The 19,396-nt window shown below is 67.7% G+C and carries 17 protein-coding genes and 2 tRNA genes; 15 read left to right on the top strand and 4 right to left on the bottom strand.

Features of this window, described 5'->3' with window-relative positions; translation table 11 throughout:
• Positions 1-2: 2 nt before the first annotated feature.
• From yidD to rpmH, 3 genes are all read right to left on the bottom strand, one after another.
• Positions 3-326: a membrane protein insertion efficiency factor YidD gene (yidD, locus tag BR07_RS0113785; RefSeq protein ID WP_037186004.1), complete on the bottom strand. Its 324-nt coding sequence runs from the start codon at positions 324-326 to the stop codon at positions 3-5.
• Positions 327-391: 65 nt separating this feature from the next.
• A complete protein-coding gene (gene rnpA / locus BR07_RS24585; protein WP_051613399.1) occupies positions 392-814 on the bottom strand; it encodes a ribonuclease P protein component in 423 nt (140 codons plus the stop codon).
• A gap of 24 nt (positions 815-838) precedes the next feature.
• Entirely contained in the window at positions 839-982 is a 144-nt protein-coding gene (rpmH, locus tag BR07_RS0113775; RefSeq protein WP_027505944.1) for a 50S ribosomal protein L34, read from the bottom strand.
• Positions 983-1,531: 549 nt separating this feature from the next.
• On the opposite strand from rpmH, the gene dnaA reads away from it, so the two are divergent.
• The 14 genes from dnaA (at position 1,532) to BR07_RS24570 (ending at position 18,412) form a co-directional block, all read left to right on the top strand.
• Positions 1,532-3,094: a chromosomal replication initiator protein DnaA gene (gene dnaA / locus BR07_RS0113770; protein ID WP_027505943.1), complete on the top strand. Its 1,563-nt coding sequence runs from the start codon at positions 1,532-1,534 to the stop codon at positions 3,092-3,094.
• A 498-nt stretch (positions 3,095-3,592) separates the two neighbouring features.
• Complete coding sequence (gene dnaN, locus BR07_RS0113765) at positions 3,593-4,777, top strand: DNA polymerase III subunit beta (protein ID WP_027505942.1); 1,185 nt, start codon at positions 3,593-3,595, stop codon at positions 4,775-4,777.
• Positions 4,778-4,823: 46 nt separating this feature from the next.
• A complete protein-coding gene (gnd, locus tag BR07_RS0113760; protein WP_027505941.1) occupies positions 4,824-5,729 on the top strand; it encodes a phosphogluconate dehydrogenase (NAD(+)-dependent, decarboxylating) in 906 nt (301 codons plus the stop codon).
• On the top strand, positions 5,730-6,995 hold the full coding sequence (gene recF / locus BR07_RS0113755) for a DNA replication/repair protein RecF (protein ID WP_027505940.1): 1,266 nt from the start codon (positions 5,730-5,732) through the stop codon (positions 6,993-6,995).
• Positions 6,992-7,537, top strand: coding sequence for a DUF721 family protein (locus BR07_RS0113750; protein ID WP_027505939.1), 546 nt, complete (start codon positions 6,992-6,994; stop codon positions 7,535-7,537). Before recF ends, BR07_RS0113750 begins: the two co-directional genes overlap by 4 nt.
• Positions 7,538-7,691: 154 nt before the next feature.
• The gene (locus BR07_RS0113745) at positions 7,692-8,555 is read left to right on the top strand and encodes a metal-dependent hydrolase (protein ID WP_231476351.1); all 864 of its coding nucleotides are present in this window, start codon (positions 7,692-7,694) and stop codon (positions 8,553-8,555) included.
• A gap of 26 nt (positions 8,556-8,581) precedes the next feature.
• Positions 8,582-9,676, top strand: a complete 1,095-nt coding sequence (locus BR07_RS0113740; protein WP_051613423.1) for a PDR/VanB family oxidoreductase — start codon at positions 8,582-8,584, stop codon at positions 9,674-9,676.
• A gap of 253 nt (positions 9,677-9,929) precedes the next feature.
• Positions 9,930-11,969 carry a DNA topoisomerase (ATP-hydrolyzing) subunit B gene (gene gyrB, locus BR07_RS0113735; RefSeq protein WP_027505936.1) on the top strand — a complete coding sequence of 680 codons (2,040 nt, stop codon included), beginning with the start codon at positions 9,930-9,932 and terminating at the stop codon, positions 11,967-11,969.
• Positions 11,970-12,006: 37 nt separating this feature from the next.
• The gene (gene gyrA / locus BR07_RS0113730) at positions 12,007-14,529 is read left to right on the top strand and encodes a DNA gyrase subunit A (RefSeq protein ID WP_027505935.1); all 2,523 of its coding nucleotides are present in this window, start codon (positions 12,007-12,009) and stop codon (positions 14,527-14,529) included.
• Positions 14,526-15,491, top strand: coding sequence for a DUF3566 domain-containing protein (locus BR07_RS26635; RefSeq protein ID WP_081821300.1), 966 nt, complete (start codon positions 14,526-14,528; stop codon positions 15,489-15,491). The genes gyrA and BR07_RS26635 overlap by 4 nt, the downstream gene beginning before the upstream one ends.
• A 98-nt stretch (positions 15,492-15,589) precedes the next feature.
• Positions 15,590-15,663: transfer RNA gene (locus tag BR07_RS0113720), tRNA-Ile, on the top strand.
• Between the two features lie 132 nt (positions 15,664-15,795).
• Positions 15,796-15,868, top strand: a tRNA-Ala gene (locus BR07_RS0113715).
• Between the two features lie 121 nt (positions 15,869-15,989).
• Complete coding sequence (locus BR07_RS26285) at positions 15,990-16,985, top strand: GGDEF domain-containing protein (protein WP_231476347.1); 996 nt, start codon at positions 15,990-15,992, stop codon at positions 16,983-16,985.
• Between the two features lie 110 nt (positions 16,986-17,095).
• Positions 17,096-18,412 (top strand): alpha/beta hydrolase, encoded by a 1,317-nt coding sequence (locus BR07_RS24570; protein ID WP_027505934.1) that lies wholly within the window; start codon positions 17,096-17,098, stop codon positions 18,410-18,412.
• Between the two features lie 14 nt (positions 18,413-18,426).
• Here the strand turns inward: BR07_RS24570 and BR07_RS24565 are convergent, their stop codons facing one another.
• Complete coding sequence (locus BR07_RS24565) at positions 18,427-18,789, bottom strand: hypothetical protein (protein ID WP_056695686.1); 363 nt, start codon at positions 18,787-18,789, stop codon at positions 18,427-18,429.
• A gap of 41 nt (positions 18,790-18,830) precedes the next feature.
• On the opposite strand from BR07_RS24565, the gene BR07_RS0113695 reads away from it, so the two are divergent.
• A complete protein-coding gene (locus tag BR07_RS0113695) occupies positions 18,831-19,358 on the top strand; it encodes a peptidylprolyl isomerase (RefSeq protein ID WP_027505933.1) in 528 nt (175 codons plus the stop codon).
• Positions 19,359-19,396 lie beyond the last annotated feature (38 nt).

Genomic DNA, 19,396 nt, shown 5'->3' with positions numbered 1-19,396 from the left:
CTCTATGTACTCCTCTGTTGATTCACCCTCACGGGGTCACGAGACTGCGGGCAAGCGTGGTCGGTGTCGGTGGGCACCGCGTCGGCACCACCCCGGAGACGACGCGGGGGTGGAACGGGATCCCACCCACCAGGGTGCCAGGGCGCGCACTTCAGGAGGCGGACGACCGCCAGAACGGCACCGACGACGAACCCACGGGTGCGGAGCGCCTCCACGGCGTACTCACTGCACGTCGGCGTGAATCGACACGTCGGAAGGCGAAGAGGGGAGATGTAGGACCGGTACCCCTCGATGATGAGGATGACCGATCGGGCCGGGAGAGACATCAGCCGACGCAGGAGGCTCCGGTCGGACGCAGGCTCGACCGGGACCGGATTCGCGGACTCCGTCATCACGTCTCGGACCGGCCGAGGGCGCGGGGGCGCTCGGCGGGAACCGGGTGAGAGGAGTTCATCGCGCGCATCGCTCCGAGTCGTCGCAGACCCGACGCCAGCTGGCGTTCGAGTTCGGAGGACGCCGCGGTCGCTGCGCCGGGCAGTGCCCGCACGACCACGTCGACATCCGACTCGACGAGAGGAAGCATCGAGCTGCAGATATGACGAAGCCGGCGTGCGACTCTGTGTCGAGTCACCGCCGGCCCCACTGCTTTACTGACCACGAGCCCGAAACGCGGGTGTCCGGAAGAGACGAGAGCGTTCTCGTCCCCCCGGAACCTCAGGTGCACGACGATGTCGTGGCGTCCTGTGCGGCGGCCGCGGCGCACCGTCGCCTGGAAATCCGACGACTGGTGCAGCCGATGCTGCTCAGGTAACACCCGAGCGTTCCGGTTACCGGGAAATCAGGCGGTCAGCGACGCGCGGCCCTTGCCGCGACGAGCCGACACGATCGCGCGACCGGCACGCGTGCGCATGCGCAGACGGAAACCGTGCACGCGTGCACGACGACGGTTGTTCGGCTGGAACGTCCGCTTGCCCTTGGCCACGGTGGTACTCCTCGAAATATCGGCAGCCCCGAGGACTGCCAGTGGTGTGCTGATGGTCGCGAGTTCGGCGAACTCGAGTTCGGTGGCCACTCGCGCAGGAGAACGGCAGGACCGATCCACGCATGTCGCGGGTGACCGTTCGAGGGTACTGACGGCGTCGAACGAGGTCAAACCGCGCTACCCCGGGGACGGTGCTCCTGTCACGATGACACGCCTCGAGCACGACGACGACCTCTCGGAGGCAGGAGAGGACCGTTCGTCTTGTTGTGCACCCACGAGCCTGCTAACTTCGCTGTGCGGGTGACGACGTCTCGCCCCGTCGGTGGGGATCTCTCACCAAGGCTCTGCATCGCCGCAGGTCAGAACGCCGCTGCTCCGGCCCGTCTCCGTGCGAGATGCCGTCGAGCTACACCGGTGTCGTTTGTCCACAGCTGTGGATAATTATGTGGAAACACAGGTCGGGTGGCATATTCGTGTCGTCGGCGGGGCCCTCGAGGCACCGCAGCATCATCGACGGCCGCGGTCACGCCACGGCCCTGGGGAGGCACCGTGGAGGACGATCCGGACGTCTTGGCCGCTGTATGGCCGAGCGTCGTCGCCGAGCTCACGGCGGAGTCGAATTCGGGGTCCTCCCTGTCTCGCGCCCAGAAGGCGTGGCTCGCTCTCGTCCGCCCCATCACTCTGGCGCAAGGTTTCGCTCTGCTCTCGGTTCCGTCGCCGATCGCGCAGGAGGCGGTCGAGCGCGGTCTGCGTGAACCCATCCTCGCGGCCCTCGGTCGCCACCTCGACCGCCCGGTCGAGGGGCTCGGTGTCCGGCTGGCGCCCGGAGCCGACGCCGACCTCTCGGACGTTCCCACGCCCGTCGACACCGAACGTCGCCCCGACACCGCACACAGTGCACCCGTGTATCGCCGGCGCCTGCTCACCGAGTCCACCGCGGGCGAGCCGTCCGACTCCGAGAGCAGTGACTACGGCGATCACGAGGAGGTCGACGACGACCGGGACGCTCTGACCAGCGTCCAGAACTCGTGGCCCACCTCGTACACGGTGCCGCCGCGCTCGACGTCCACTCCGACGGGCAGCACCAGCCTCAACGCGAAGTACACGTTCGACACCTTCGTCATCGGCGCCTCCAACCGGTTCGCCCACGCGGCCGCCGTCGCCATCGCGGAGGCTCCGGCGCGGGCGTACAACCCGCTGTTCGTCTGGGGTGCGTCCGGACTGGGGAAGACGCACCTGCTGCACGCCGCCGGCCACTACGCCCAACGTCTGTTTCCCGGCATGCGTGTGAAGTACGTGTCCACCGAGGAGTTCACCAACGACTTCATCAACAGCCTTCGAGACGACCGCAAGGTCGCGTTCAAGCGCCGCTACCGCGAGACGGACGTCCTGCTGGTCGACGACATCCAGTTCATCGAGGGCAAGGAAGGTATCCAGGAGGAGTTCTTCCACACCTTCAACACGCTGCACAACGCGAACAAGCAGATCGTGGTCTCCTCCGATCGGCCGCCCAAGCAGCTCGCGACCCTCGAGGAACGACTGCGCACCCGCTTCGAGTGGGGCCTCATCACCGACGTGCAACCGCCCGAGCTCGAGACGCGTATCGCGATCCTGAGCAAGAAGGCGCAGATGGACCGCCTCGACGTGCCCCACGAGGTGCTCGAACTCATCGCGAGCCGGATCGAGCGGAACATCCGTGAGCTCGAGGGCGCGCTCATCCGAGTCACGGCCTTCGCGTCGCTCAACGGGCACAACCTGGACACCGCGCTCGCCGAGGCCGTTCTCCGAGATCTGATGCCGGACTCGACGGGACTGGAGATCACGGCGGCGACGATCATGGCCGTCACCGCGGAGTACTTCGACACCTCGATCGAGGAACTGTGCGGCCCCGGCAAGGCCCGCGCGCTGGCGCAAGCGCGACAGATCGCGATGTATCTGTGCCGCGAGCTGACCGATCTGTCGCTGCCCAAGATCGGTCAGACGTTCGGCCGTGACCACACCACCGTCATGTACGCCGACAAGAAGATCCGCAAGGAGATGGCCGAGCGGCACCGTACGTACAACCAGGTGCAGGAGCTCACCGCTCGCGTGAAGCAGCGCTCCAAGCGCTGACCCCTCCGAGTGTCCACGGCCGTTCGACTCGCCCCCGCGGCGATGCGGGCGGCCGTTCTCGTCGGTACGGAGCCCCGAAGGGAGACGAGTTCGGCCGGGATCCGGGCCGATTCTGCTCGATACACACCTGTGGACAACTGTGTGAATAACGTGGATACCCCGGGGATGAAATCTGTAGTTCGCACCGAGTCCACCGTCCGTCCACATGTGACCCGCACCGAGCCCGTCGTGATGCCCGGGTTCATCCTCGAGCCGCCACGCCGTGCCACCAGCACCGGACAGGGTCGGTCCACAGATTCCACAGGACCTATGACTACTGCTTGTATTTCTTCCTAGGAACATCTCTTTAAAAACAGGGTGGGGACGGATCCATTCACAACCGCCTCCGAGGCCTCGGATCGAGACCAACCCCGACTTTTCAGCACGCGCTCGAGGGCATACGGTGTGGTTTGCCCACCGACTCGTGTGGAGCAGGTCAGCGAGAGGATCAACCGGGCGATGGAGCTTGGCAGTGTGAAGTTTCGAGTTGCTCGAGAAGATTTTTCCGATTCGGTGGCCTGGGTGGCGCGATCACTCCCGTCCCGTCCCGCGGTTCCCGTCCTCGGCGGTGTGCTGCTGTCGGTCGACGACTCCGGACTGACGGTCTCCGGCTTCGACTACGAGGTGTCGGCCCAGGTACGCGTTCCCGTGGAGGTCGCCGGCGGAGGCCAGGTGCTCGTGTCGGGCAAGCTGCTCGCCGACATCACGCGCTCGCTGCCGAACAAGCCGGTCGACGTCTCGGTCGACGGGACCAAGGTGCTCATCACGTGCGGCAGTGCCAAGTTCTCGCTTCCCACGATGCCGGTGGAGGACTACCCGCAACTCCCCGAACTGCCGTCGCAGACGGGCACCGTCCCGGTCGACGTGTTCGCCGAGGCCATCAGCCAGGTGGCCATCGCCGCGGGCCGTGACGACACGCTCCCGATGCTCACCGGTATCCGCATGGAGATCGACGGCGACTCCGTGGTGCTCGCCGCTACCGACCGGTTCCGTCTCGCCGTGCGCGAACTCGACTGGACTCCGGCCGCACCCGGTACGGCCGCGGCGGTCCTCATCCCCGCCAAGACCCTGTCCGAGTCCGCGAAAAGCATTGGCGGAGGCGCGGAGTCGGGCGTCGAGCTCGCTCTGGGCTCCGCATCGCACATCGGCAACGACGGCCTCCTGGGCATCGTCAGCGACGGCCGCCGCACCACCACCCGCCTGCTCGACGCAGAGTTCCCGAAGTTCCGGCAGTTGCTGCCGTCCGAGCACACCGCGGTCGCCAGCGTGCCCATCGCTCCCCTCCTCGAGGCCATCAAGCGTGTCGCTCTGCTCGCCGAGCGTGGGGCGCAGGTCCGCCTCGAGTTCTCGGCCGACACGGTCACTCTGTCCGCCGGCGGCGACGATGCAGGCCGGGCCGAGGAGTCGATCGAGGCGAACTTCCAGGGCGAGCCCCTGGTGATCGCGTTCAATCCGGGGTATCTCATCGACGGTCTCAACTCGCTGCACTCCGAGCGGGTGTCCTTCGGGTTCACCACACCGAGCCGGCCCGCAGTGCTGCGCCCGGCGGGTGAGGACGAACTCGAGCCGGACGAGACCGGAACGTTCAGCGCACCGAAGAGTGCGTACACGTACCTGCTCATGCCGGTACGCCTTCCGGGCTGAGTCGCTCGCGAGGCACCGGCGCAGGTCCATCGAAAGGAAGCCACGCATGAACATCGGGTTGGTCGGTCTCGGCAAGATGGGCTTCAACATGCGTGAGCGCCTGCGGCGCCACGACATCGAGGTCACCGGTTACGATCCGCGGCCGGAGGTCACCGACGTCGAGTCGCTCGAGGCCCTCGCCGCCGCGCTCCCCGCTCCCCGCATCGTCTGGGTGATGGTGCCGTCCGGTCCCGTCACACGCGACACCGTCACCACTCTGGCCGGCGTGCTGTCCGAGGGCGACCTCGTGATCGACGGCGGCAACTCGCGCTTCACCGATGACGCGGTGCACGCGGAACTGTTGTCCGCGAAGGGCATCGGCTATGTCGACGCCGGTGTCTCGGGCGGCGTCTGGGGCCTGGAGAACGGGTACGGCCTCATGGTCGGCGGTGCTGCTGCGGACGTCGAGCGCGCCATGCCCGTGTTCGATGCGTTGCGTCCCGAGGGCGAGCGGGCGGACGGCTTCGTCCACGCCGGCCCGGTGGGCGCGGGTCACTACGCGAAGATGGTGCACAACGGTATCGAGTACGGCCTCATGCACGCCTACGCGGAGGGGTACGAACTCCTTGCCGCGGAGGATCTCATCGAGGACGTCACCGGTGTGGTGCGTGCGTGGACCAAGGGCACCGTCGTGCGGTCGTGGCTGCTCGATCTCCTGGTGAAGGCTCTGCAGGAAGATCCGGGCTTCACCGACATCTCCGGCTACACACAGGATTCCGGTGAAGGACGCTGGACCGTCGAGGAGGCGATCCGACACTCGGTGCCGGCTCCCGTCATCTCCGCGGCACTGTTCGCGAGATTCGCGTCGCGACAGGTGGATTCGCCCGCCATGAAGGCGGTGTCCGCGCTGCGCAACCAGTTCGGTGGACACGCGGTACAGCGTGCCCCCAACACGGAGAGCACCGGCGCGTAAGTGTTCGTCCGCTCGGCGACCCTGGTCGATTTTCGTTCCTGGCAACAACTCTCGGTGGATCTCGCGCCGGGGGTGACGGTGTTCGTCGGTCCCAACGGCCACGGGAAGACCAACATTCTCGAGGCACTGGGGTACGTCGCGACGCTGTCGTCGCACCGGGTGTCGGCCGATGCTCCGCTCGTCCGGACGGGTGCGGAACGCGCTCTCGTGCGGGCGTCCGTCGTCAACCTCGGTCGCGAGCTCACCGTCGACGTGGAGATCAACGACGGGCGGGCGAATCGCGCTCGCATCAACACTTCTCCGGTGCGGCGGACACGGGAGGTGCTGGGCATCCTGAACACGGTGCTGTTCGCACCCGAGGATCTGGCGATGGTGCGCGGCGATCCGAGCGAGCGGCGCCGCTACCTCGATGAGCTGATCGTCGCGCGGTCTCCTCGAATGGCCGCTGTCCGTGCGGATTACGACCGCGTTCTCCGGCAGAGGTCCGCGCTACTCAAGAGCGCGAGCGGGGTTCTGCGACGCGGATCGTCGTCGAGCGACGGCGCGAACGCGTTGGCCACGCTCGACGTGTGGGACGGGCAGCTCGCCGGCTTCGGTGCCGAGATCGTGGAGCACCGGCTGCGCGCGGTACGCGACGTCGGTCCCTTCGTCGTCGACGCCTACCGCCGGATCGCACCGTCGTCGCGGCCTGCGGCCATCGCGTACCGGAGCAGTCTCGCCGACGCCATGCCCCCCGAGATGCTCGCGCTGGATCGAACGGAGGAACCGGACGACGTCGAGGTGCTCGAAGCAGCCTTCCTGCAACAGCTCTCGGTGATGCGGACACGGGAGATCGAACGCGGTGTCACCCTCGTCGGCCCGCATCGTGACGATCTCGACCTCGTACTCGGAACCGATCCTGCCAAGGGGTTCGCGAGTCACGGCGAGTCGTGGTCCTTCGCACTGTCCCTGCGGCTCGGCGCTTTCGAGTTGCTGCGTTCCGAGGGTTCGGATCCCGTGCTCCTCCTCGACGACGTCTTCGCCGAACTCGATCGTGCGCGGCGGACCGCCCTGGCGGGGGTCGCGGTGACGGCGGAGCAGGTGTTGGTGACCGCGGCAGTGTCCGAGGACGTGCCGCCCGAGTTGCGAGCGCGCCGCATGGACGTCCGTGCCCACGAGACCGAGGGTGCACGCAGATCGGAACTGACCGAGGTGTCCGGGTCGGATTCTGTCGGAGGCACGTCCGATACTGATGTCGACACGAGCCACGTGGAGGAGGAGTCATGACGGACGAGACGCCGTCCGGCAGCGATCCGGCCGAGCCCCCGCTGCGCGGAGCGGACATCGCGCGGCGTGCGCTCGAGAACGCGCGTGCGGCGGCCAAGGCCAACGGCAAGGCCGTGGGGCAGGGTCGCGCGTCGACGCAACGCCGGCCGCGACGGTCGCGCACCTGGTCCGGTTCGAGGCCCGACGACCGTGATCCGCAGGCACTCGGGTCGCTCGCGAAGACGCTCGCCGCGTCGCGTGGCTGGTCGGCGAAGGTGGACGAGGGCACGGTGCTCGGCCGGTGGCCCCAGGTGGTGGGTGAGGACATCGCGGCACACGCGGAGCCGGTGTCCGTCCGGGACGGCGTGCTGGCGGTGTCGGCGGAGTCCACGGCGTGGGCGACCCAGTTGCGGTTGATGCAGTCGCAGATCCTCGCGAAGATCGCCGCGTCCGTGGGCCACGGTGTGGTCACGTCGCTCCGTATCACCGGCCCAGCTGCGCCCAGTTGGAAGAAGGGCGACCGTCACGTGTCGGGTCGCGGACCTCGTGACACCTACGGGTGAACCCCCGGGCCCATTGATCGATGTCACGAGGGTGCGTAGCGTTTCACGGGGAAACGACCGGACGTGGTGATCGGGGACAGCGTCACGGTGGATCCGATCCGAACTCGCGCTCTGCGGCGAATGATCGAATGATCAGCCACGAAAGGACCCGATGATGAACGACGATCCAGGACCCGTCGTCCTGCAGGCGCGCAACGTCTCGTTCGACTGGGAGTCCATGCGCATGCACTACATGGACGGTGACCCCCTGGCCACGCACCTCATGAACGTGATGCACCTGTTCCTTCCCGAGGGCGAGGAGTGGTTCGTGCGCGTGTTCAAGGAGGCGCTGCCGTTGATCCACGACGAGAAGCTGCGCGCCGACGTCATCGGCTTCATCGGCCAGGAGGCCATGCACGCGCAGGCGCACTCCGGCATTCACACGTTCCTGGCCGACCAGGGCCTGGACCCGGCGCCGTACGTGAAGCAGATGGAGTACGTCTTCCGGGTCGCTCTCGACAAGAGGTCGACGAACACCAAGAACAGCCTCGTCGAGCGCCTGGCTCTCATCGCCGCCATCGAGCACCTCACGTCGTTCCTCGGCATGTGGGTGCTGACGGAGAAGGGCCTGGACGAGGCGGACGTGGATCCCCGCATGTTGGACCTCGTGCGCTGGCACGGGGCCGAGGAGGTGGAGCACCGCGCCGTGGCCTACGACGTGTTGCAGTACTTCGACACGCGTCGGTTCCGCCGCACGCGTACCTACCTTCTCGTCGCACCGACCGTCGTGGTCATGTGGGGCCGCGGTCTCCGCTTCCTCATGAAGAACGATCCGACGCTGACGGACGATCAGCGCAGCTACACGCTGAAGCAGATCAGGGCCGTCACGCAGCGCGGGTTGTTCCCCACCGCCAAGGCCGTCGGCAAGGCGTCCGTGCGGTACCTGCGGAAGGACTACCACCCGTCCAAGGAGGGATCCACCTCGTTGGCAGTCGCGTACCTCGCCACCTCCCCGGCGGCGAGGGCCGCCACGGTCTGATGGGCGATCGCACGTTCGCACGAGCCATGGCGGCCGTGCGCGAGTACCGCGCGTCCCGGACGATTCCCGAGGATCTGCTCGGCAAGGGCGGCATGGACGAGTCGCTGGCGCAGATCACGGACGGGCTGGACAAGCTGTTCGCCATCCTGGATCACTCGAAGTACAAGGCGCGTGCGGCGCCGGTCCAGACGCGGACGCACACGATGGCGGTCTCCGAGCGTTTCACGCTGTGCCGGGACGAGAACGTGGTCGGGCTGACGCTTCGCCGAGTCGACGGCGGCGACCTCCCGCCGTGGCATCCGGGCAGCCACCTCGACCTCGTGCTCCCCTCGGGGCGTCGCCGGCAGTACTCGCTGTGCGGTGACCCGCTCGAGAAGGACGCGTACTCGATCGCGGTGCGACTGGTACCGGACGGCGGCGGCGGTTCGGCCGAGATGCACACCCTCGAGGTGGGAGACAGACTCTCGGTCACCGGTCCGCGCAACGCTTTTCCGTTCTACGCGTCCGGATCCGCGTTGTTCGTGGCCGGTGGTATCGGCATCACCGCGATCATCCCGATGGTGCGGCGGGCCCGTGCCCTCGGCATGGACTGGCATCTGGTCTACAGCGGACGCTCACGGCAGTCGATGCCGTTCCTCGACGAGGTGTCGACGTGGGACCAGGAGCGTGTGACCGTCCGGACCGACGACGTCGACGGGTTGCCCACCGCAGCGGATCTTCTCCGCCACGCGCCGGACGGCGGATCCGTCTACTGCTGCGGTCCGCCCCCGATGCTGGCTCTGGTGCGCGAGGGTGTCCCGGCGACGGGAGCGACGCGTCTGCACTACGAGCGGTTCTCGCCGCCGCCCGTCGTCGCCGGATCCCCGTTCAGTGTCGAACTCGCGTCGTCCGGGACGGTGCTCGACGTCGCGGCGGACCGGACGGCACTCGACGTGATCCGCGAGGTCGTCCCGGGTGTGCCGTACTCGTGCCGCCAGGGCTTCTGCGGAACGTGCAAGGTGAAGGTTCTGGCCGGCGCTCCCGAGCACCGGGACCGACGCCTCGCCGACGACGAGCGCGAGGATCACATGCTGATCTGTGTGTCGCGCTCCGCGGGCGAGCGGCTGACGCTCGATCTCTGACGCGCGGAGCCCTCGTACCCACGAAATGAACCGCGGAACACGAGAAAAGTCCGTCTCCGACGCAATGAGGGGCCGTTTCGGGTGTCGACGTGAGCCGCGACCCACGCTTTACCGGTACGATGGACCGGTAAAGACCACCGAGCGCGAGGGGCATGCGTCCCCGAGCGCATTTTTTCGGGTCGAGGTCCTCTGCCGTCCTCACCGAGCGAGGTGAGTGTCGGGGGAGCGTAGTCGAGAAGGAGAACAGCTGACCGTGGCTGACCCCAAGGCAGGCAAGAGCGACAAGCCGAAGGAATACGACGCGTCGTCGATCACCGTCCTCGAAGGACTCGAGGCGGTACGCAAGCGACCCGGTATGTACATCGGTTCCACCGGAGAGCGCGGCCTGCACCACCTGATCTGGGAGGTCGTCGACAACTCCGTCGACGAGGCGATGGCAGGTCATGCCACCACGGTGGAGGTCACCCTTCTCGCCGACGGCGGCGTGCGGGTCGTCGACGACGGTCGCGGTATCCCCGTCGGCATGCACTCCTCGGGCATCCCGACCATCGAGGTCGTCATGACTCAGCTGCACGCCGGCGGCAAGTTCGACTCCGACTCCTACGCGGTGTCCGGCGGCCTGCACGGCGTGGGTATCTCCGTGGTCAACGCTCTGTCGACGACCCTGCTCGCGCAGGTCGACAACGACGGCTTCCACTGGGAGCAGACCTACACGCGATCCGTCCCCGGCGAGCTGATCAAGGGCGAGCCGACGAAGCGCACGGGTACGGCGATCTCGTTCTGGCCGGACGCGGACATCTTCGAGGAGACCGTCTTCAAGTTCGACACGGTCGCGCGTCGCCTGCAGGAGATGGCGTTCTTGAACAAGGGACTCACCATCGTCCTCACCGACGAGCGCGCCTCGGACATCGAGCGCATCGCCGACGAGGCCTCCGAGAGCGAGCTGGCGGAGACGCCCAAGGCGGACGCCGAGGAGCCGTCGGGAGCACCGGCCAAGATCAAGACCCGGACCTACCACTACCCCGGTGGTCTCGAGGACTACGTCCGCTACATCAACCGTGCGAAGACGCCGCAGCATCCGTCGGTCATCGGTTTCTCGGCCAAGGGCCCGGGCCACGAACTCGAGATCGCGATGCAGTGGAACTCGACGTACGCGGAGTCCGTGCACACGTTCGCCAACACGATCAACACGCACGAGGGCGGTACGCACGAAGAGGGTTTCCGCTCTGCGCTGACCAACGTCGTGAAGAAGTACGCCAACGAGAAGAAGCTTGTCAAGGAGAAGGACGGCATCCTCACCGGAGACGACATCCGCGAGGGTCTCGCCGCCATCATCTCCGTCAAGGTCGGTGAGCCGCAGTTCGAGGGCCAGACGAAGACCAAGCTCGGCAACACCGAGGTGAAGTCCTTCGTGCAGAAGGCCGCCGGCGAACACCTCACGCACTGGTTCGAGGCGAATCCCGCCGAGGCCAAGCTCATCATCTCCAAGGCCGTCGCCTCGATGCAGGCGCGCACGGCTGCTCGTCGTGCGCGAGATCTGGTGCGGCGCAAGAGCGCCACCGACATCGGTGGACTGCCGGGCAAGCTCGCGGACTGCCGTTCCAACGATCCGTCGAAGTGCGAGATCTACATCGTGGAGGGCGACTCGGCCGGCGGCTCCGCCAAGTCCGGTCGCGACTCGATGTATCAGGCCATTCTTCCGTTGCGCGGCAAGATCATCAACGTCGAGAAGGCCCGCATCGACCGTGTCCTCAAGAACACCGAGGTCCAGTCGATCATCACGGCGTTCGGCACCGGCATCCACGACGAGTTCGACATCGCGAAGCTGCGCTATCACAAGATCGTGCTGATGGCCGACGCCGACGTCGACGGCCAGCACATCTCGACTCTGTTGCTCACCTTGCTGTTCCGCTTCATGCGGCCTCTCGTGGAGCACGGCTACGTCTACCTGGCCATGCCGCCGCTGTACAAGCTCAAGTGGCAGCGAGGTGCGGATCCCGAGTTCGCCTACTCCGATCGGGAGCGCGACGGACTGATCGAGGCCGGCCTGGCGTCGGGCAAGAAGATCAACAAGGACGACGGCATCCAGCGCTACAAAGGCCTGGGCGAGATGAACGCGAAGGAACTGTGGGAGACCACGATGGATCCGAGCGTGCGCGTGCTGCGTCAGGTGACTCTGGACGACGCTGCCGCCGCCGACGAACTCTTCTCCATCCTCATGGGTGAGGACGTCGAGGCCCGCCGCAGCTTCATCACCCGTAATGCCAAGGACGTTCGTTTCCTCGACGTATAGGCGCTCCGCGCCCCGAGCGCCGCGCTAGGAGAATGCAATGACAGACACCACCCTGCCCCCCACCGGCGGCGACGGACCCACGTCCGACCGCATCGAGCTGGTCGACATCCAGCAGGAGATGCAGAACAGCTACATCGACTACGCGATGAGCGTCATCGTCGGTCGAGCACTCCCGGAGGTGCGCGACGGTCTCAAGCCCGTGCACCGCCGCGTGCTGTACGCCATGTTCGACAACGGATATCGGCCCGATCGCGGATACGTGAAGTCGGCTCGACCGGTGGCCGAGACCATGGGTAACTACCACCCCCACGGCGACAGCTCGATCTACGACACCCTCGTGCGCATGGCGCAGCCGTGGTCCATGCGGTACCCGCTCGTCGACGGTCAGGGCAACTTCGGTTCCCGCGGCAACGACGGCCCGGCGGCCATGCGGTACACCGAGTGTCGGCTCACTCCTCTCGCGATGCAGATGCTTGCGGACATCGAGGAGGAGACCGTCGACTTCATCGCGAACTACGACGGCCGCACCCTCGAGCCGACCGTGCTGCCCGCCCGCTTCCCCAATCTGCTCGCCAACGGCAGTGGCGGAATCGCGGTCGGCATGGCGACCAACGTTCCGCCGCACAACCTTCGGGAACTCGCCGAGGGTGTGTACTGGATGTTGGACAACTACGAGGCCAGTGAAGAGGTCGCCCTCGAGGCGATGATCGAGCGGATCAAGGGACCCGACTTCCCCACTCACGGTCTCATCGTCGGATCGCAGGGCATCGAGGACGCGTACCGCACCGGTCGCGGATCGATCCGCATGCGCGGCGTGGTCGACATCGAGGAGGGGGAGCGCGGCGGCACGCAGATCGTCGTCACCGAGCTGCCGTTCCAGGTGAACCCGGACAACATGATCGCCTCGATCGCCGAGCAGCTCAAGGACGGCCGGATCGCCGGCATCTCCGACATCGAGGACCAGTCGTCCGACCGCGTCGGTATGCGCATCGTCATCAAGCTGCGTCGCGACGCGGTAGCGAAGGTGGTGCTGAACAACCTCTACAAGCACAGCCAGTTGCAGACGAGCTTCGGCGCCAACATGCTCTCGATCGTCGACGGCGTTCCGCGCACCCTGCGGATCGACCAGATGATCAAGCTGTACGTGACCCACCAGCTCGACGTGATCGTCCGTCGTACGCGGTACCGGTTGCGGAAGGCCGAGGAGCGGGCCCACATCCTGCGCGGACTGGTGAAGGCGCTCGACGCCCTCGACGAGGTCATCGCGTTGATCCGCCGGTCCGCCGACGCCGATGTCGCACGCCAGGGCCTGATGGACCTGCTCGACGTCGACCAGATCCAGGCGGACGCCATCCTCGCGATGCAGCTGCGTCGCCTCGCCGCGCTCGAACGGCAGCGCATCGTCGACGAGCTCGCCGCGATCGAGATCGAGATCGCGGACCTGCAGGACATCCTGGACCGTCCGGAGCGTCAGCGGGAGATCGTGCGCTCGGAGCTGAAGGAGATCGTCGACAAGTTCGGCGACGATCGTCGTACCCGGATCATCGCGGCCGACGGCGACGTCAGCGACGAGGACCTGATCGCGCGTGAGAACGTCGTGGTCACCATCACGGAGACGGGGTATGCCAAGCGCACGCGGACCGACCTCTACCGATCGCAGAAGCGCGGCGGCAAGGGTGTGCAGGGCGCGGGTCTCAAGCAGGACGACATCGTCAGCAAGTTCTTCGTCTGCTCGACGCACGACTGGATCCTGTTCTTCACCACGAAGGGCCGGGTCTACCGGGCCAAGGCGTACGAGCTCCCCGAGGCCAACCGCACGGCCCGCGGACAGCACGTCGCCAACCTGTTGGCGTTCCAGCCCGACGAGCGCATCGCGCAGATCATCCAGATCAAGACCTACGACGACGCGCCGTACCTGGTGCTCGCGACGAAGGCCGGTCTGGTGAAGAAGTCCAAGTTGGCCGACTTCGACTCCAACCGTTCCGGTGGCATCGTGGCCGTCAACCTGCGTGGCGACGACGAGCTGGTCGGAGCCGTGCTGTGCACCAATTCGGACGACCTGCTGCTCGTGTCCGCTCAGGGCCAGTCGATCCGCTTCTCGGCCACCGACGAGGTGCTGCGCCCGATGGGCCGCGCCACTTCGGGTGTCCAGGGAATGCGCTTCAACGGCGAGGACGCACTGCTCTCCCTGAACGTGGTGAAGGACGGCACGTACCTGCTGGTCGCCACGTCCGGTGGCTACGCGAAGCGCACCGCGATGGAGGACTACCCCCCGCAGGGCCGCGGTGGCAAGGGCGTGCTGACCATTCAGTACGACCCGCGTCGTGGCACCCTGGTGGGAGCGCTCATCGTCGAGGACGACGACGAGCTCTACGCCATCACCTCGAGCGGCGGTGTCATCCGCACCGCGGCTCGTCAGGTTCGCAAGGCAGGACGCCAGACCAAGGGCGTTCGGCTGATGAACCTCGGCGACGGCGACAACCTGCTGGCCATCGCACGCAACGCGGACGAGCCGGAGGACCTCGCGATCGCCGAGGCCGACGGATCCAAGGAGTCATGAGCGCAGTGAGTACTCCCGAACAGCCCGGGTCCACCGGAAACGGACGCCCCGCGCCGAGCACCACGTCCGACCGTCAGGCCCCACGGCCTGCCGGCGGACCCCCGGCACCTCGCCCGCCCGCGGCGTGGCCGCCTGCCCAGCAGGACGGCGCACGCCAGGACGGGGTGCAGCAGGACTCCGCTCGACAGGACCCTGCTCGGCAGGACCCCGGCCATCAGGGTCCCCGTCCGGCTCGGACACCGGACTCCCAGCAGGCTCCCGTGCGGGAGCAGCAGCCACCCCAGCGGCAGCCGCAGACGAACCTGCAGAGCCGTCCCGCTCCGACGGGCCGCGCTCCCGAGCAGGCTCGTCCGGACCAGGGTCAGGCCCGGACGACCGTGCAGCCCGCTGCACGTCCGACGGACGGTCAGGACCGTCCCCGCCAGGGGCGTCCCGCCGAGGCGACGGCCAAGGCTGCGGTGATCGACGGGCCGACGCGCAACATCGCGCGGAACGACCTGCCCACCGACATGCCGGACCTCTCGACGGTCCGTCACCCGCAGCAGGAGGAGCAGCGCACCGAGCGCGCCACCCCGATGATGACGGCGCGATCGTCGGAGTCCGGTGAGCCGCTGCGCGCGACCGTCCAGGTGCGCAAGATCGATCCGTGGTCGATGTTGAAGCTGTCGCTCGTGATCTCCGTGTCGCTGTTCTTCGTCTGGATGGTGGCCGTCGGGCTGCTGTACATGGTGCTCGACGGCATGGGCGTGTGGGATCGACTGAACAATGCGTTCTCCGACATCGTCGCCACGTCCGGCGAGTCCGGGTTGGTGTCGGCCGGCCAGATCTTCGGCTACGCCGCCGTCATCGGTCTCATCAACGTGGTGCTGTTCACAGCACTGACGACCATCGGCACGTTCATCTACAACCTGTGCTCCGACCTCGTCGGCGGCCTGGAAGTGACGCTGGCGGACCGGGACTGACCCACCGCACACCGGCGTTTTGGTCTCGCGCCGTGTGTGCGGTAATCTCGTTCCTCGGTCAGCACAGCACGTTCCACCGTGCTCTGCGAGCCGAGTGCGGGCCTATAGCTCAGGCGGTTAGAGCGCTTCCCTGATAAGGAAGAGGTCGGAGGTTCAAGTCCTCCTAGGCCCACGAACGAGAGCGAGAAAGGATGTCCGTGAGGATTCTTCTCCCCGCCCTCGTGACGTCGGTCGTCGTTGCCGTCACTGTTCGCGCGATTCGCGTGGAGAGTACGCGGTGGCATCGACTGCCGGATGTCGATCCGGGGCCTTAGCTCAGTTGGTAGAGCGCTGCCTTTGCAAGGCAGATGTCAGGAGTTCGAATCTCCTAGGCTCCACAGTCACGACCACACCCTGTTCCGCATGCCGGAGCAGGGTGTTCTCGTCTCTGGACATGTCACCATGCCCACCGGCGATGCTTCGTCCACCACTGCGCGCCTCATCGTCGATACTTGACGCGTGAACCCCGGACGAGGAACAGAAGCGAGCACCGCGATGGTGGTCTATCTGTGTCCCACCGCGGTTCTCTTCATCGCCGGTGCCGTCGCGTTCTCGGGCACGACCACCGGAACCGTGGTCATGGTCCTCGCTGCAGGTCTCCAACTCCTCGGTGCGGCCGTCCTGCACTTCGGCCCGCGTCCGACCTCGCCTCGCACGCTGGGCATCGTGACGGGCGGCGCCGTCGCGTCGCTGTGCGCGATGTTCCTCACGTCGGACGGACCGGTGGCGTACCTGCTGCTGAGTCAGGCGGCGATGTTCCTGGGCATGCAGCTCGCGGGGTACTGGAGTGAGCGCGGCGGCTGGGTGTGGGTGAGCGTGCTGACGGTGGGATCGGTCGTGGCGGCCGCGCTGTCGCCGTCGACCATGCCGATGGTGGGTTACGTCCTCACCGCGCTGGGCATCGTGGCCGCCGCCGAGTTCTTCGGCTCCCACTCGCGGCGCATGCGGCACTCGGCGTCGCGGGACGCCCTGACCGGACTCCTCAACCGTCAGGGCCTCGAGGACCGCGTCGAGAAACTGCTCCCGGTCTTCGCCTCTCGTGGTCTGCCGGTGAGCATGGCGGTTCTCGATCTCGACAACTTCAAGACCGTGAACGACATCTACGGGCACATCGCCGGCGACGTACTGCTCGAGCGGGTCTCGGCAGCGTGGCGCGGCCAGCTGCGCAAGGGCGACGTCCTGGGCCGTCTCGGCGGCGACGAGTTCGTGCTGTTCATGCCGGGAACCGGTGAGGGCGAGGCGGCGACCCTTCTGGAGCGGCTGCGGGCAGCGCACTCGGCCGAGTGGAGCGTCGGACTGGTCTGCATGCCCACCGTGCGCAAGTGGTCGGAAATCTACCGGGCCGCCGACGCCGAGCTCTACAAGGCCAAGCGCAGCCGAGGTGCCCAACAGATGTCCACGCCGGTGCCCAGGGCCGTCATCGAGGACACCGGAGTGCCTGCCGAGCGGCGCTGACGGCTCGTTCCCCGGGCTGTGGACGACGCAGCGAGGCCCGCCGGCTCCATCTGGTCCACTGTCCGCTCGAGGCGGCCGTCACGTGCCGTCCGGGAACGACGGGGGTCGGCGTGAGCGAGTCGGTGGTCTGGACAGCACCGGACCTGTGGAGCATGCACACGAGGGTGGTGTCCGCGGGGACTCGCCTGCGCGTGCTGGTCGATCGCACGACCGCGATCGGGCGGCTGCCCGGGTGGGAGGGAGCGGCGGCCGACGCCGCTCGGTCGGCCGTCGTGGGTACGGCGGCGGAGCTGTCGACGCGAGCGGAGGTGTTGGGTCGGATCGCGGACGTCCTCGCCCGCGCGGGTGACGACCGTGCAGCCTTGTCGCGATGGGATCCCGCGGATCGGACGGGCGCCCTCGCCGAACTGGATCGCACGGTCGCCGAGGACCTGACCAGGGCAGGCGGAGACGCGACGCCGGAGTCGGCGCCCACGAGGGCCGCGGCGGTGCTCGACACCGCCAATCGGGCGCGGATGGTTGAGGACCATGAGCGCCTCGTCGTCGCCGAACGGGACCTGTCCGCGCGACTCGACGACGCCGCGTTCGGGGGCGCGTTCTCGAACGTGGACGCGGGACTCGCCGAGACGCGGCAGCGCCTGGCGGCCATCGACGCGCTGATCGAGGTGCTCGCGCGACCCGAGCGCCGTCTCGTGCACTACGAGGCGGGTGCGCGCCGCACCCTGGCGGCGGTGTCCGTCGGCGACCTCGACGGTGCGGATCGGGTGGCGGTGGTGGTTCCGGGCGCCGGGACCACGGTGGCGGGGTCGATCGCGCGACACGACGGCGAGACGGCGGCACTCGTCACCGAGGCGGGTGCGCTGTCACCCGGCTCCGTCACCGCAGGTGTGTCGTGGCTCGGATACGAAGCGCCGCAATGGAACACGGAGCTCGTCGAGCCCGGGCGCAGCGTGGCCTCGACCGCACCGGCCGCGGCCGGTGCGCCGGCACTCGTCGGCGTTCTCGAGGCGCTCGGCGATCGTCGACACGGTGGTGACGCTCCGGAGGTGACGCTGGTGGCGCACTCCTACGGCACCGTCGTCGCGGCGCAGGCCATCGAGGCCGGTGCCCCCGTCGACGCCGTGGTGGTGATGGGCTCGCCCGGATGGAGCGACCGCGCCGCCGCAGCCGCGCCGGGCCCGGTGCACGTCGCCGAGGCGGCGTGGGACCCCGTCGCCGACCTGGGACGGTTCGGGCCCGATCCCAGCGAGCGACCCGAGACCGAGGCGCTGGACACGGCGGGCACCGTGGGCCATGCCGACTACCTGGAACCGGGCAGCGTGTCGGCACGGGCCGTGGCCGAGGTGGTGGCCGGAGTGCCGAGCCCACCCGCCCCACGAACCATGGACTTGGCCGACGTGGCGCGGTTCGTGCTCGGGATGCTCTGACCGGCGGAGCAGTGTCAGGGCGCCTGGTGACCGTTGGTCGTCGGCGTGCCCAGGCTCGGCGGCTCGGCGGCGGGAGGGGGCAGCTCGGTGCGGCGCGAGCGGGAGAACGCGACAGCGCCGGCGCCGAGGAGGACGAGCAGTCCGATCACGCCGGCGCGGCGGCCGGGCACGAACCGACCGCGTCGAACGGGCGCCGCCGCACGCACGGGTGCGGGACGAGCGGCACGCTGCTGGGCGCGTCGTGACCGGAGGACCGACACCCCCTTGCGAGTGACGACGAAACCTGTTGCTGCGGGGCCCTTCGCGAGCGTGAGGGCGGTGTCACGGGCGATGCCGAGCGCCTTCTTGGCGGTGGCACTGTCGGGTGTTGACGTCATCCGTTCACCCTTGCACATTCCCCGGGTGGCACGATGGTGTTGTGACCTCACCTCTACAGACTCAGACCGCGACCCTGCACACGAATCACGGCGACATCGTGATCGCCCTCTTCGGCAACCACGCGCCGAAGACGGTCGAGAACTTCGTCGGTCTCGCGCAGGGCACCAAGGACTACAGCACGAAGAACGCGTCGGGCTCCTCCGAGGGACCTTTCTACGACGGCGCGATCTTCCACCGCGTCATCGCGGGCTTCATGCTCCAGGGTGGTGACCCCACCGGCACCGGCACGGGTGGTCCCGGATACAAGTTCGGTGACGAGTTCCACCCCGAGCTGTCGTTCGACCGTCCGTACCTGCTCGCCATGGCGAACGCGGGCCCCGGCACCAACGGTTCGCAGTTCTTCATCACCGTCGGCCCGACGCCGCATCTCAACCGTCGTCACACCATCTTCGGCGAGGTCATCGATCCCGCGTCGCAGAAGGTCGTCGACGAGATCGGCTCGACCGCGACCGGCCGCGGCGATCGCCCCGTGAACGACGTCGTCATCGAATCCGTCACCATTGCCTGATTCGACCGACACGGTCCCCCGTCGCGAGATCGGTGTGA

Origin of the sequence: Rhodococcus sp. UNC23MFCrub1.1 (genome assembly GCF_000686025.1) — a bacterium.
Lineage (GTDB): Bacteria > Actinomycetota > Actinomycetes > Mycobacteriales > Mycobacteriaceae > Rhodococcoides.
This window is presented reverse-complemented; position numbering and strand designations above follow the sequence as displayed.

Coding starts and splice junctions, on each gene's coding strand:
- yidD (WP_037186004.1), bottom strand. CDS start 326: ATGTCTCTCCCGGCCCGATCGGTCATCCTCATCATCGAGGGGTACCGG.
- gnd (WP_027505941.1), top strand. CDS start 4,824: ATGAACATCGGGTTGGTCGGTCTCGGCAAGATGGGCTTCAACATGCGT.
- BR07_RS0113745 (WP_231476351.1), top strand. CDS start 7,692: ATGAACGACGATCCAGGACCCGTCGTCCTGCAGGCGCGCAACGTCTCG.
- dnaN (WP_027505942.1), top strand. CDS start 3,593: ATGGAGCTTGGCAGTGTGAAGTTTCGAGTTGCTCGAGAAGATTTTTCC.
- BR07_RS0113740 (WP_051613423.1), top strand. CDS start 8,582: ATGGCGGCCGTGCGCGAGTACCGCGCGTCCCGGACGATTCCCGAGGAT.
- BR07_RS0113750 (WP_027505939.1), top strand. CDS start 6,992: ATGACGGACGAGACGCCGTCCGGCAGCGATCCGGCCGAGCCCCCGCTG.
- BR07_RS24565 (WP_056695686.1), bottom strand. CDS start 18,789: ATGACGTCAACACCCGACAGTGCCACCGCCAAGAAGGCGCTCGGCATC.
- BR07_RS26635 (WP_081821300.1), top strand. CDS start 14,526: ATGAGCGCAGTGAGTACTCCCGAACAGCCCGGGTCCACCGGAAACGGA.
- gyrA (WP_027505935.1), top strand. CDS start 12,007: ATGACAGACACCACCCTGCCCCCCACCGGCGGCGACGGACCCACGTCC.